Raw genomic sequence first — 12,178 nt, 5'->3', positions numbered from 1 at the left:
GCTGGAAAGGGGTGCCGGGGTGCGACCACACCACCTTGCGCACACCGTTCCGCGCGGCGTACAGTGTGCGCAACGGCAGCGAGAACACCGTACGCATCAGGCGCACGATGTTCGCAACGGAGGGAATCCGATGGACGGACACGGCAGGAGCGGGCGGCGCTGGTGGATTCTGGTCGTGCTCTGTCTGAGCACGGTCGTGCTGACGATCGACAGCATGGCGCTGACCGTGGCGGTCCCGTCGATGACCTCGGACATCGGTGCGAGCGCGCAGGACACGCAGTGGATCCTCGACTCCTACATCCTCGTCTTCGCGGGTCTGCTCCTGACCTCCGGCAGCCTCGGCGACCGGTTCGGCCGGCGGCGGGTGATGCTGATCGGCCTGGTGTTGTTCGGGGCGGCCTCGCTGGCGGCGGCGTTCTGCTCAACTCCCGCCGAGGTCATCGCCGTTCGGATCGCGATGGGGGTCGGTGGGGCGCTGATCATGCCGTCGACCCTGTCGATCCTGATCACGGTCTTCGACGAGGAGGAGCGGCCGAAGGCGATGGCCGCGTGGGGTTCGGTGTCGATGCTGGGCCTGGTCGGCAGCCCGGTGCTCGGCGGCGTCCTGATCGAGCACTTCTCGTGGCACTCGATCTTCTTCCTCAACGTCCCTGTCGTGGCACTGGCGTTGGTCGCCGGGGTGACGTTGATGCCGGAGTCCAGGGCGCCTTGGCAGAAGGCGGACCCGATCGGCGCCGTGCTGTCGGCGGTTGGGATGACCGCGCTGGTGTGGTGGATCATCGAGATCCCCAAGCACGGTGCGTTCGAGGGGCGTTCGGCGCTCACGCTGACCGTCGCGGTGCTGGCGCTCGCCGGTTTCGTGGTGTGGGAGAACGTCACCGCGTCGCCGATGGTGCCGCTGGTCCTCTTCAAGCACCGTAATTTCAGCGGGGGTTCGCTCTCGCTGGCGCTCGTCCAGATCGGCAACGGCGGTCTGCTGCTGGTGCTGACCCAGTACCTCCAGTTCGTGCTCGGCTACTCGCCGGTCGAGGCGGGGCTCGCGTTCCTGCCGCTGGCGGTCGCCGCGCTGGTCGGCAACGGAGTGGGCGTGAAGCTGTCGGCGCGGTTCGGGAACCGGGGCGTGATCTTCGCCGGGATGCTGGTGATGGTGGCGTGCTTCGCGCTGATGACCACGGTCGGTGCGGACAGCGGGTTCACAACTCCCGCCGTGGCCCTCGGACTTCTCGGCCTCGGCGCCGGGCTCGCGATGCCGGCCGCCGTCGCCGCGCTGATGGGGACCATCCCGGCCGACAAGGCGGGCGTCGGCTCCGCGCTCAACGACACGGTCCAGCAGGCGGGTACGGCGCTGGGCATCGCGATCCTCGGCTCGCTGCTGACCAGCGGTTACACGGCGCGGATGCCTCAGGACGCCCCCGAGGCGGCCCGGCAGTCGATCGCCGGGGCCACGGAGCCGGGAGTGCTGGCCGCTGCGCGCTCGGCGTTCACCGACTCGATGGGGACCACGTTCATGGTGAGCGCGGTGGGGGTGCTGGTGGCTGCGGTGGTGGCGGTGCTGGTGATGCGGGACGGTGAGCCGGGGGTGGCTGAAATGCCGGTGGAGGAGCCGGAGTTGGTGGCCTGATCGTCGCGCTCATGGAAAGGCCGGTGCCCTCTTGGGGGTGCCGGCCTTCCGTACGTATTCGTCTGAGCGGGGGCGGGCTGCTTCGGGAAACGTCACGCGGGGATGAGGGAGGGCCACCAAGGAGGAATGTTTCCTGGGCAGACGGGGTCGGGGTACGCGTCCAGGGCCCCGAGTTCCACGACCGTGAACCAGAAGAGCCATGCGTTGAGCAGCACCCCCACCGTCAATGCCACCCAGCGGTGGACTCTCCCGACCACTCCGCAGACGAACACCCAGGCAAGTATCACGGCTGCCCAGACAACTGGGACGGCCATCGCCAGGGCCAGGGAATTCGCCGAGGTGTTGCTCCCGACATCGCAGGTGGCCCACACTCTCCCGACAGCGACCGCCGAAGCGACCGAAGTCAGCCCGCCGCAGAGAACCCCGATCCGCACGCCGGTCCCCCACGCACCTGTCGCTTCCACTACGCCCCTGACTCGGACCCACTGACCGGCTCCACCGGCCATGTCTCGTCCTCGAACCGTACGGCAGACTGCGGTCATGTCCACCGAGGTGTACGGCGTGATCGAGTGCAGGCCGCTTGCGCGGATCTGGGGTGCCGATGACGAGGACGCGGTGTGGCACCCCGCGATCGACCTCTTCCTCCTCGACCCCGGTAACGCGTATAACGCGTTGGCCTGCCTCTTCGGTGTCCGCAACTCCTTTGGTTTCCGTCCCTTGACCGAGGGGCGGGGGCTGCCTGCGGACGCTTCGGAGAGTGTTCGGGAGCAGTGTCACGCCCATGCGTACAGGGAAACGTGGATCAGCTGGGCCGAGTTGGAGTCGGTGGACTGGGAAGAGACGGACGCGGCCGGCAAGTGGAGCCGAGGCGGAGCCGCTGGCGCGGGGACGGGGTGGGCGCCGGTGTGGGACGTGATGAGGACGCTGGCCGGGGTGCACGGGGGTGAGCATGTGCGGCTGGTGGTGTGGTTCGACTGACGCCGGGTCCGTCAGAGGGTGCCTTCACGGAGGGCCGTTTCGAATGCGGTCCAAGTGGGCGGGGTGAGGCGGAGGTCGGGGCCGGTGGGGGATTTCGAGTCGCGTACGGCGATGAGGGTGGGGAGGTTGGTGGCTACCTCGACGCACTCCGCCGCCTCATTGCTGTAGCTGGACTTCCGGTACTCAGACACGAACACGAGCTCACAGCTCCTTACGGGTCAGCAAGCCGTCCCGCACAGCGCCCTGAAACGAAGTCCAGGCGGACGGAGCAAGGCAAAGGGAGGGACCGACTGGGGCCTTGGAGTCGCGTACGGCGATGAGGCTAGGGACGTTGGCGGCCACCTCGACGCACTCGCCGTCCTCGTGGCTGTAGCTGGACTTGCGGTACTCAAACACGGACACGGGCTCACAGCTCCTTGCGCAGTTTCTCGACGAACGCTTTCGACTCCCGCTCATCGAGCGAGTGTTCGGTGATCTTCTCAAACAATGCATCGTAGATGGCCGCGCTTTCCCCTCCTTCCGCCCAACGTTCGGTGTAGGCGGACTCCATGTAGACGACGTCCATGGCACCCGGTTCGGCGAACGACATGATGTTGAACGGGCCATTGAGGCCCTGATGGGTTCCGCCACTGAACGGGAAGATCCTGAAGCTGACGTTCGGCAACTCCGATGCGCGGAGCAGCTCTTCGTACTGGGCTGCGGCTGTCGCTGCCCCGCCGGGGATGTTGCGGAGCACGGCTTCGTAGACCAACGCCCGCAGCACCAGCGGCGGTTCCTCGACCAGGCGGCGCTGGCGAGCCAGTCGAGTCGCGGCGAACTGCTCGTCCGGTTGCGCCCCCTTCTCCAGCATGGCCACCGGCGCCTGCCTCACCGCTCGCACGTACTCCGGCGCCTGAAGCAGCCCGGGAATGTATCCGGTCTGCCACGACCTGATGGCCGTCGCCACGTTTTCCAACGCGACGTACTCCTGCATGACGCCTCGGATCTTGTAGTCGTCCCACCAACCCTTGGCCTTACGGCGTTCCCGGTCGATCCTGGCCAACTCCAGCAGACCGCCGATGACTCCGATGTCCCGCACGCCGTACAGCTCACACAACGCCCGGATATCCGGGTCCCGAATCGGAACCCAACCGCCCTCCATCTTCGCCACCTTGGCGGTCGATGCGGTAAGGGTCTTCGCGGCCTGCGGCTGGGTGAGGCCCGCGGCGACGCGCAGCTTGAGGAGTTCGGCGCCAAGTCGGCGTCCCAGAACGCTGGTTGTGCTGTTGCTCTGCCGCGCCTGACTCTCGGTCACTTGCCTGCTCCTTAGCGTACGGTGCGCCGCCAGTCTGGCGGGTGGAAATCGAGCTGGCAAACACGATCGGTGGATATCTACTGAGTAGAGGTTGAAGCCATAGCAGTCAGATCGCTACCTTGCGTGTCGTACCAGTCACGCACTCCGAGTGTGGAGGTCCGCATGACCGCACCCACCGAACCCCTGCATCACGACCTCGTCGAATACACCCCGTACCCCAAGAACGTCACCCTCGCCCGCCACCGAGCCCAGCACCTCATCCGCGACTGGGGCCACCCCCAACTCGCCGAGAACACCGGCCTCTTGGTCTCCGAGCTCGCAGGCAACGCCGTCTTCCACGGCACCCTCCGTGGCCGTCTCTTCCGCGTCGAGCTCTTCCTCACCGAGAAGGCTCTCCGCATCGAAGTCACCGACGCGCGAGGTGAGTTGCTGCCCGTGCCCCGCACCGCCGCCCCGGACGAGCACTTCGGCCGGGGACTGATGATCGTCGAGAAGACCGCTGACCGGTGGGGAGTCAGCGAGCTGATCGTCGGCAAGACCGTGTGGTGCGAGCTGGACACGGCGTGAGTGTGAGCGTGCACAGACGGAACGGCCGCCCTGGTCAACTTCCTTACCAGGGCGGCCATTTCAGCGAAACCCGCTAGTTGACGTTCACCGCGCTCCAGGTCGCCGCCACCGCGTTGTACTCGGCGCTGCCATTGCCATAGAGGTCACGCGCGGCGTTCAGAGTGGCCGTCCGCGCGCCCGCGTAGTTCGTCGAGGACGTCATGTAGACGGTCAGCGCCCGGTACCAGATCGCGCCCAGCTTGGCCCGGCCGATCCCGGTGAGCGTGGAGCCGTTCGACGTGGGCGAGTTGTACGTCACCCCGTTGATGGTCTTCGTGCCGCTGCCCTCCGCGAGCAGGTACGCGAAGTGGTTCGCGACGCCGGAGGAGTAGTGGACGTCCAGCCCACCCACCGAACTGCTCCAGTAGTCAGCCGAGTTGGCGTCACGGCTCGGACGGTCCATGTAGCGCAGCGCGTCCCGGCCGAAGCCCGAGCGGACGATCTTCTCGCCGATCAAGTAGTCGCCGGGGTCATTGGAGTTGGCGGCGTGGAATTCGACGAGGGTGCCGAAAATGTCGGAGGTCGCCTCGTTGAGGCCGCCGGACTCACCGGAGTACGTCAGGTTCGCCGTCTTGGACGTGACGCCGTGGGACATCTCGTGGCCCGCGACATCGAGGGCGACCAGCGGACCGAGCTGCGTGCCGTCGCCGTCGCCGTACGTCATGCAGAAGCAACTGTCGTCCCAGAAAGCGTTGTTGTAACCGTTTCCGTAGTGGACGCGGTTGTAGGAGCCCTTGCCGTCGTTGCCGATGCCGTTGCGGCCGTGGACGTTCTTGTAGTAGTCCCAGGTGACGTCGGTGCCGTACTGGGCGTCGACGGCGGCGGTCGCGCGGGACGCCGTAGTACCCGTACCCCAGTGGTTGTCGGCGTCGGTGAAGAGCGTCGCGGGCGCGCGGACGATGCAGATGCCGAAGATGCAGAGGTCGGTCTTGTTCTCCGCGTCACCGGTGTACGTGTTGCCCCGGCTCGGATCCTTGAGCTGGTATGTCGTACCGGAGAGGGTCGTCTCCAGCGGGACCGTACCCCCGTAGAGGGACTGCCCGTCACCGGCGGCCGTCTCGATCGCGTCCCAAGCGTCGATCTGGGCCCCGGTCCGCGCGTCGGTCACGACGGTACGGGCGACCGGGTTGCCCTGGGCGTCGAGCCCCACGGCGTCGGTCTTCCAGGCGAGCTTCGGCGTACCGTGCAGGGCGTCGACGACGAGTTGCGGCTTGGCCTTGGCCTGCCGGACCCCGGCGCCGAGGTGCGCCGCGCGCAGCGCGTTCACCGCCTTGTCGGCGGCCTCGGGCGCGGGCACGGCCGGGGTGATGGTGGCCAGCGCGATGGCGTTCCGGGTCGCGCGGTCGGCGTTGCGATATGCCCCGTCGGGCGCGAGGTGGACCACGAAGTCGCCGCCCAGCACCGGGAGTTGCCGGTACGTACGGTCGTAACGCACGTGCTGCGTACCGTCCTTGTCGACGACCACGTCACGAACGCTCGTACCCTGCGCGGAGTTGATGCCGAGACTCGCGGCCCGGTCGGCCACGGCGCTCGCCGCGTTGTCGATCGCCTGGGCGCGGGTGGGTCTGTCGGCCGCGTCGGCCACGGGGCTCAGCACCGCGGCCATCAGGGTCGCCGTGGTGGCGGCTATGCCGGCCGCGGCGAGACGGGAACCTCGGACGTGCTGCCGGAAGGGGCTCATCGGTCTCCTCGGGGGCGCGTGGTGGGGTTGGCGCTGACGTCGCCTGCGATTTATAGGCGCCACGACTTGTCATGTCCATAGCGCACCCACAGGGACGGCCGGGAGACAATCCCTCCGTGACCCCCGCGCCCCTCCCCTTCTTCGTCTACGGCACCCTGCGCCCCGGCGAGACCAACCACGCCCTGTTCCTGTCCGGCCGCACCCTCACCGAGGAGCCCGCGCGCCTGACCGGCGCGGTGCTGTACGACGGCCCGGGGTACCCGTACGCCGTGGAGGCACCCGGCGGACACATAGACGGCGACCTCGTCACCGTTGTCCCCGAGCACTACCCGGCTACCCTCGGCGAGCTGGACGCCCTGGAGGAATACCGGGCGGACGACCCGGACAGCCCCTACCTGAGAGTTACCCGGGAAGTAGTACGCGGCCGTAGCTCCGAAGTAGTACGCGCCTGGGTGTACCTCGCCGGCCCCCGCATCTCCACCCGCCTCCGTGACACCGGAACCCTCATCGAGAACGGCGACTGGCTCGCCCGGCACCGACCTGACGGCGTGTCGGTCACCCGTTCACCCCTCCCCGGAAAGGTTTTCCCCGGCCTCTCCTCGCACCCCCACTGACCTGCTGAAACGGCAGCGACAACACCTCTTCCCCGCCACCCGTTCATCCCATTCCTGACGCCCCCTCAGGAAGCGCGCCCGCCCCGCTGCCTCTTACCTCGGAAGGGCACAGGCACGAAGGGCACAAGGCACGACCGAGGCTCGGAGGAGCACCGATGCGACGTACCGTCCGGCTGCTGACCAGCGCCGCGTTCGCCGTGGTCGCGGTGGGCGGCGCCGTGGCGCCCGCGTACGGCGGGGACGGCGGAAGCCTGGAGGTGTACCCGTCGACCGTGGTGCCGGGCGGGCAGGTCACCGTCAACACCGACGCGTGCGGGGACGGCGGGAGCGCAGCCGGGGACGCGAGCGCGGTCGGCGCCGGCCGGTTCACGCTCGCGCCGTCCACCCACGAGGGCGACGCCATCGGCCAGTTCGCGGTGCCGCCGAGCGCGCAGCCGGGGACGTACGAGATCGTCGCCGTGTGCGCGGAGGGCGGGAAGAAGGTCACCGGAGATCTTGTGGTGACGCTTGCTACCGCTCGGCAGCCGGCGCATCCGAGGGGGAGTGTGAAGACGGGGGTCGGCGGCGCGCTAGGCCCCGACCCCGTGCAGACCGCGGCCGGTGTGGCGGCACTCGCCGTCGCAGCCGCGGGCGGTACCTGGCTCCTGCATCGCCGGGCGAGAGGCGACGGGATCTGACGGACACCCTCCGCTGTCCGTCCTCCGGTACCGCATACCCCTCCCCCTCCGGGTCCGACGCCCCTCGCGGCCCGGAGGGGGTACGGGGACCCGTAGAGGAGAGGGGTACGTCTGATGCGCAGGGTCGGCAACACCGCGATAGCGGTCGTTACGGTAACCGCTCTCTGCTCAGGTGCCTGGTTGTTGCACAACGGCACCGAGGAACACGCACCGCCCCAGCCGTCCGCCGCGCAGGCCCGCACCGCAGCGGTCGACCCCCGCTCGGCCCCCGCGCTGCCGCCCTCTCCCCCGGACCGCATCCGCATCCCGTCGATCCGGGTGGACGCGCCCCTGATGGGTCTGGGCCTCACCCCCCACGGCAGTCTCGACGTCCCGCCCGCCGCGAAGAAGAACCTCGCGGGCTGGTACGAGGCCGGCACCACGCCCGGCGAGACCGGTACCGCCGTGGTCGCGGGCCATGTCGACAACGCCGACGGCCCCGCGGTCTTCTACTCCCTGGGAGCCATCCGCAAGGGGGCGACCATCGAGGTACAGCGACGGGACGGCACCGTGGCCCTCTTCGCCGTGGACGCCGTGGAGGTCTACCAGGCGAGCGCCTTCCCCGACGAGAAGGTGTACGGCGCGGCCGACCGCCCCGAACTCCGGGTGATCACCTGCGGCGGCCCCTACTCGAGAGCTACGGGGTACCAGGGGAACGTGGTGGTGTTCGCGCACCTCACGGGGACCAGGTGATACCCGTAATACCTCAGCGCCACCCCGCCCCTCCCCCTCACGCCACCCACTGCTCGTACGCCATGTTCGCCACCAGCGCGAACACCACCGTCAGCAGCACCACCCGCACGAACCCGCTCCCCTTCTTCAGCGCGGTCCGCGCCCCCACCGTCCCCCCGATCAGGTTGAACACCGCCAGCAGCGCGGCGAGTTGCCAGATCACCGCCCCCTGCCAGGCGAACGTGACCAGCGCGCCGAAGTTCGTGCAGCAGTTGACGATCTTGGCGGTCGCGGAGGCGGTGACCAGGTCCAGGTGGAGGATCGCGGTGAGGGCGAGGACGAGGAACGTACCGGTGCCGGGGCCGACGAGACCGTCGTAGAAACCGATTCCCACCCCGGCCAGCCCGATCGCCGCGAGGACCCGGCGCGGGCCCGCGGGGCCGGTCGCCGGCGCCGTACCGAAGGCCGGGCGGGCGATGACGAAGGCCCCGACCGTGACCAGGACGACCATGATCACCGGCTTGAGGACCTCGGTGCTCATGCCCGCCGCGAGAAAGGCGCCGCCGGAGGAGCCGAGCAGGGCCGCGACGCCGATGCGGACGGCGAGGCCGACGTCCACCTTCGTCTTGCGGACGTAGGTGACCGCCGCGCCGGACGTGCCGACGATCGCGATCGCCTTGTTCGTGCCGAGCGCGTGGGCGGCCGGGGTGCCCGCGGGGAGGCCGAGGAGGAGCGCGGGGAGCAGGAGGAGGCCGCCGCCGCCCACCACCGCGTCGATCCAGCCCGCCGCGAGCGCGGCGAGGCAGAGCAGAAACAGGGTGGTCAGGGGTATGTCGGGCATGATCGGGAGCCTACGGACGGGGTAGGTGCAGAGTCCATCGATATGAGGGGCTCCTGAGGTTCGCGGTGTTCCCGTCTCCGGCCCGGCCCGCGACCTCACACCCCGTACGGACCCTTGCTGAGGGCAGCGTTCCTCGTGGGAAACAGGCGTGATGCGGTCGGGTAACGTCCGCGCCGCAGTCTCATCGGCATGACCTCGAATGACGGAGGCTGCTGATGCCCACGGACAACACCCCCACGATCGTGCTTGTCGGCCATGGCATGGTCGGCCAGCGCTTCCTCGAAGCGCTCGCCGCGCGCGGCCTGACCGCCACGCACCGCGTGGTCGTGCTGTGCGAGGAGCCGCGTCCGGCGTACGACCGCGTCCAGCTCACCTCGTACTTCTCGGGCACCAGCCCCGAGGAACTCTCCCTGACCGACCTGGAGTTCATCGCCGAGCACGGGATCGAGCTGCACGTCGGCGACCCGGCGGAGACGGTCGACCGCGAGACGCGGACCGTGACCTCCCGTTCCGGTCTGCGAGTTGAGTACGACACCCTCGTACTCGCCACCGGCTCCTACCCGTTCGTGCCGCCCGTGCCCGGCAAGGACGCGGCCGGCTGCTTCGTGTACCGGACGATCGACGACCTGCTCGCCATCGAGGAGTACGCGAAGGCACGGGCGACGGTCGGCGCGGTCGTCGGCGGCGGGCTGCTCGGCCTGGAGGCCGCTGGCGCGCTCCAGGGGCTCGGACTCACCACACACATCGTGGAGTTCGCGCCCCGGCTGATGCCGGTGCAGGTCGACGAGGGCGGTGGCGCGGCGCTGCTGCGGACCATCGAGGACATGGGCCTGAGCGTCCACACCGGCACGGGCACGCAGGAGATCGTCGTCGACGAGGACGGCATGGTCACCGGCATGAAGCTGTCCGACGGGTCACAGGTCGCCACGGATCTGGTGGTGTTCAGCGCCGGGGTCCGCCCGCGCGACCAACTCGCCCGGGACTGCGGCCTGTCGGTGGGTGAGCGCGGCGGTATCGCGGTCGACGAGCAGTGCCGTACGGTCACCGACCCGGCGGTGTTCGCGATCGGCGAGTGCGCGCTCGCGGCGGACGGCCGGGTGTACGGCCTGGTCGCGCCCGGCTACGAGCAGGCGGAGACGGTCGCCGCGACCATCGCCGAGGACGAATCGGCCTTCCTGGGCGCGGACTTGTCGACGAAGCTGAAGCTGCTCGGCGTGGACGTCGCCTCCTTCGGCGACGCGCACGGCACGGCCGAGGACTGCCTGGAGGTCGTGTACTCCGACGCCCGCTCCGGCCTCTACAAGAAGCTCGTGATCGCCCGGGACGGCACGCTGCTCGGCGGCATCCTGGTCGGCGACGCGGAGGCGTACGGCACGCTGCGCGCGTTCACCGGTTCGGTGCCGCCGGTCTCCCCCGAGTCCCTTGTCCTGCCCGCCGGTTCGAGCGGCGGCGCGCAGCTCGGACCGTCCGCGCTGCCGGACGAGGCGGTCATCTGCTCCTGCAACAACGTCACCAAGGGCACGATCCGCGGCGCGGTCACCGAGCACGCGTGCACGAGCGTGCCCGAGGTCAAGAAGTGCACCAAGGCCGGTACCAGCTGCGGCAGTTGTGTGAAGGTGCTCGGCCAGCTCGTCACCGCCGAGCTGGAGGCGAGCGGCGTCGAGGTCGACAAGGGCCTGTGCGGCTGCTTCGGGCAGACCCGCGAGGAGCTGTACGAGATCGTCCTCGCGCTGCGCATCAACACCTACCGCGAACTCCTGGACCGCTACGGCCGCGACGGCGCCAAGGGCGGTGACGGCTGCGAGGTCTGCAAGCCGGCCGTCGGCTCGATCATCGCGTCCCTCGCCCCGGTGATCGGCGCGAGCGTCTACATCCTCGACGGCGAACAGGCGTCCCTCCAGGACTCCAACGACCACTTCCTCGCCAACATCCAGAAGAACGGCTCCTATTCGATCGTCCCGCGTGTCCCCGGCGGCGAGATCACCCCGGAGAAGCTCATCGTCATCGGCGAGGTGGCCCGCGACTTCGGCCTCTACACGAAGATCACCGGCGGCCAGCGCATCGACCTCTTCGGCGCCCGCGTCGAGCAACTCCCGCTGATCTGGGCCCGGTTGGTGGACGCCGGTTTCGAGTCGGGGCACGCGTACGGCAAGGCGCTGCGGACGGTGAAGTCCTGTGTGGGCCAGACCTGGTGCCGCTACGGCGTCCAGGACTCCGTGCGGATGGCGATCGACCTGGAGCTGCGCTACCGGGGCCTCAGGTCGCCGCACAAGCTCAAGTCGGCGGTGTCGGGCTGCGCCCGCGAGTGCGCGGAGGCCCAGTCGAAGGACTTCGGGATCATCGCGACGTCGAACGGCTGGAACCTGTACGTCGGCGGCAACGGCGGCGCCACCCCGCGCCACGCGGACCTTCTCGCGCAGGACCTGGACGACGCCGGGCTCATCAGGCTCATCGACCGGTTCCTCATGTTCTACATCCGCACCGCCGACCGCCTGGAGCGCACCTCGACCTGGCTGGAGCGCATCCCCGGCGGCCTCGACCACATCCGGGACGTGGTGGTCGACGACTCCCTCGGCATCTGCGAGGAGCTGGAGTCGCTGATGGCCGCGCACGTCGCGAACTACCGCGACGAGTGGGCGGAGACCATCAACAACCCCGAGAAACTGGCCCGGTTCGTGTCCTTCGTGAACGCGCCCGACACCCCCGACCCGGTCGTCGGATTCGTCCCGGAGCGCGAACAGATCAAGCCCGACCTGCCCCTGCTGTCGATCGGCATGCGTCCCATGGAAGGAAGTGCCCAGCGATGACCCTGGCACCCGAGACGACCGATCTGAAAGTCCAAGTCGGCCTGGACCGCGCCTGGCTGACGGTATGTGACCTCTCCGCGCTGCTGCCGGGCCGGGGCGTCGCCGCCCTGCTGCCGGACGGCCGTCAGGTGGCCGTGTTCCAGGACAGGAACGGCGATCTGTACGCCATCGACAACCGGGATCCCTTCAGCGGGGCGGGAGTTCTCTCCCGCGGCCTCACCGGCACCCACCAGGGCCGGCCGTTCGTCGCCTCGCCCCTGCTGAAGCAGCGCTTCGACCTGGCGAGCGGGGAGTGCCTGGACGACGGCGACGTGAGCGTCGCGACGTACGAGGTACGGCTCGGCTGAA

14 protein-coding genes are annotated in these 12,178 nt (G+C 69.2%); 8 read left to right on the top strand and 6 right to left on the bottom strand.

Features of this window, described 5'->3' with window-relative positions; translation table 11 throughout:
* The first annotated feature begins 130 nt into the window (after positions 1–130).
* Positions 131–1,621: an MFS transporter gene (locus J8M50_RS10915; RefSeq protein ID WP_010354797.1), complete on the top strand. Its 1,491-nt coding sequence runs from the start codon at positions 131–133 to the stop codon at positions 1,619–1,621.
* Positions 1,622–1,713: 92 nt separating this feature from the next.
* On the opposite strand, the gene J8M50_RS10910 is transcribed toward J8M50_RS10915, so the two are convergent.
* Positions 1,714–1,893: a hypothetical protein gene (locus tag J8M50_RS10910; RefSeq protein WP_078480885.1), complete on the bottom strand. Its 180-nt coding sequence runs from the start codon at positions 1,891–1,893 to the stop codon at positions 1,714–1,716.
* A gap of 268 nt (positions 1,894–2,161) precedes the next feature.
* On the opposite strand from J8M50_RS10910, the gene J8M50_RS10905 reads away from it, so the two are divergent.
* Positions 2,162–2,599, top strand: a complete 438-nt coding sequence (locus J8M50_RS10905; protein ID WP_010354799.1) for a hypothetical protein — start codon at positions 2,162–2,164, stop codon at positions 2,597–2,599.
* Between the two features lie 11 nt (positions 2,600–2,610).
* Here the strand turns inward: J8M50_RS10905 and J8M50_RS10900 are convergent, their stop codons facing one another.
* The 3 genes from J8M50_RS10900 to J8M50_RS10890 are packed head-to-tail and all read right to left on the bottom strand — an operon-like array spanning position 2,611 to position 3,893.
* The gene (locus tag J8M50_RS10900) at positions 2,611–2,796 is read right to left on the bottom strand and encodes a DUF397 domain-containing protein (protein ID WP_010354800.1); all 186 of its coding nucleotides are present in this window, start codon (positions 2,794–2,796) and stop codon (positions 2,611–2,613) included.
* A 4-nt stretch (positions 2,797–2,800) separates the two neighbouring features.
* The gene (locus tag J8M50_RS10895; protein WP_010354801.1) at positions 2,801–3,001 is read right to left on the bottom strand and encodes a DUF397 domain-containing protein; all 201 of its coding nucleotides are present in this window, start codon (positions 2,999–3,001) and stop codon (positions 2,801–2,803) included.
* A gap of 4 nt (positions 3,002–3,005) precedes the next feature.
* Positions 3,006–3,893 carry a helix-turn-helix domain-containing protein gene (locus J8M50_RS10890; RefSeq protein WP_010354802.1) on the bottom strand — a complete coding sequence of 296 codons (888 nt, stop codon included), beginning with the start codon at positions 3,891–3,893 and terminating at the stop codon, positions 3,006–3,008.
* Between the two features lie 162 nt (positions 3,894–4,055).
* Between J8M50_RS10890 and J8M50_RS10885 the strand changes: the two genes are divergently transcribed.
* Entirely contained in the window at positions 4,056–4,460 is a 405-nt protein-coding gene (locus J8M50_RS10885; protein ID WP_010354803.1) for an ATP-binding protein, read from the top strand.
* Between the two features lie 73 nt (positions 4,461–4,533).
* On the opposite strand, the gene J8M50_RS10880 is transcribed toward J8M50_RS10885, so the two are convergent.
* Complete coding sequence (locus tag J8M50_RS10880; RefSeq protein WP_010354804.1) at positions 4,534–6,180, bottom strand: M4 family metallopeptidase; 1,647 nt, start codon at positions 6,178–6,180, stop codon at positions 4,534–4,536.
* 71 nt (positions 6,181–6,251) lie between these two features.
* Between J8M50_RS10880 and J8M50_RS10875 the strand changes: the two genes are divergently transcribed.
* The 3 genes from J8M50_RS10875 to J8M50_RS10865 all read left to right on the top strand — a co-directional run bounded on the left by J8M50_RS10875 (position 6,252) and on the right by J8M50_RS10865 (position 8,203).
* A complete protein-coding gene (locus tag J8M50_RS10875; RefSeq protein ID WP_078480882.1) occupies positions 6,252–6,794 on the top strand; it encodes a gamma-glutamylcyclotransferase family protein in 543 nt (180 codons plus the stop codon).
* A gap of 155 nt (positions 6,795–6,949) precedes the next feature.
* On the top strand, positions 6,950–7,471 hold the full coding sequence (locus J8M50_RS10870; RefSeq protein ID WP_010354806.1) for a GVDTG sorting domain-containing protein: 522 nt from the start codon (positions 6,950–6,952) through the stop codon (positions 7,469–7,471).
* A 114-nt stretch (positions 7,472–7,585) separates the two neighbouring features.
* A complete protein-coding gene (locus tag J8M50_RS10865; RefSeq protein WP_010354807.1) occupies positions 7,586–8,203 on the top strand; it encodes a class F sortase in 618 nt (205 codons plus the stop codon).
* Positions 8,204–8,240: 37 nt separating this feature from the next.
* Here J8M50_RS10865 and J8M50_RS10860 read toward each other — a convergent pair whose 3' ends face one another.
* The gene (locus tag J8M50_RS10860; RefSeq protein ID WP_010354808.1) at positions 8,241–9,023 is read right to left on the bottom strand and encodes a sulfite exporter TauE/SafE family protein; all 783 of its coding nucleotides are present in this window, start codon (positions 9,021–9,023) and stop codon (positions 8,241–8,243) included.
* A 215-nt stretch (positions 9,024–9,238) separates the two neighbouring features.
* On the opposite strand from J8M50_RS10860, the gene nirB reads away from it, so the two are divergent.
* A complete protein-coding gene (nirB, locus tag J8M50_RS10855) occupies positions 9,239–11,830 on the top strand; it encodes a nitrite reductase large subunit NirB (protein ID WP_010354809.1) in 2,592 nt (863 codons plus the stop codon).
* On the top strand, positions 11,827–12,177 hold the full coding sequence (gene nirD, locus J8M50_RS10850; protein ID WP_010354810.1) for a nitrite reductase small subunit NirD: 351 nt from the start codon (positions 11,827–11,829) through the stop codon (positions 12,175–12,177). Before nirB ends, nirD begins: the two co-directional genes overlap by 4 nt.
* Position 12,178 lies beyond the last annotated feature (1 nt).

Origin of the sequence: Streptomyces acidiscabies, assembly GCF_020010905.1 — a bacterium.
GTDB lineage: Bacteria > Actinomycetota > Actinomycetes > Streptomycetales > Streptomycetaceae > Streptomyces > Streptomyces acidiscabies.
The sequence above is the reverse complement of the archived record's forward strand: the minus strand, read 5'-3'. Positions and strand labels throughout refer to the sequence as shown.

Excerpts from the sequence above, each read along its gene's own strand:
- J8M50_RS10905 (WP_010354799.1), top strand. The coding sequence starts at position 2,162 with ATGTCCACCGAGGTGTACGGCGTGATCGAGTGCAGGCCGCTTGCGCGG.
- J8M50_RS10870 (WP_010354806.1), top strand. The coding sequence starts at position 6,950 with ATGCGACGTACCGTCCGGCTGCTGACCAGCGCCGCGTTCGCCGTGGTC.
- J8M50_RS10915 (WP_010354797.1), top strand. The coding sequence starts at position 131 with ATGGACGGACACGGCAGGAGCGGGCGGCGCTGGTGGATTCTGGTCGTG.
- J8M50_RS10875 (WP_078480882.1), top strand. The coding sequence starts at position 6,252 with ATGTCCATAGCGCACCCACAGGGACGGCCGGGAGACAATCCCTCCGTG.
- J8M50_RS10860 (WP_010354808.1), bottom strand. The coding sequence starts at position 9,023 with ATGCCCGACATACCCCTGACCACCCTGTTTCTGCTCTGCCTCGCCGCG.
- nirB (WP_010354809.1), top strand. The coding sequence starts at position 9,239 with ATGCCCACGGACAACACCCCCACGATCGTGCTTGTCGGCCATGGCATG.
- nirD (WP_010354810.1), top strand. The coding sequence starts at position 11,827 with ATGACCCTGGCACCCGAGACGACCGATCTGAAAGTCCAAGTCGGCCTG.
- J8M50_RS10885 (WP_010354803.1), top strand. The coding sequence starts at position 4,056 with ATGACCGCACCCACCGAACCCCTGCATCACGACCTCGTCGAATACACC.
- J8M50_RS10865 (WP_010354807.1), top strand. The coding sequence starts at position 7,586 with ATGCGCAGGGTCGGCAACACCGCGATAGCGGTCGTTACGGTAACCGCT.
- J8M50_RS10880 (WP_010354804.1), bottom strand. The coding sequence starts at position 6,180 with ATGAGCCCCTTCCGGCAGCACGTCCGAGGTTCCCGTCTCGCCGCGGCC.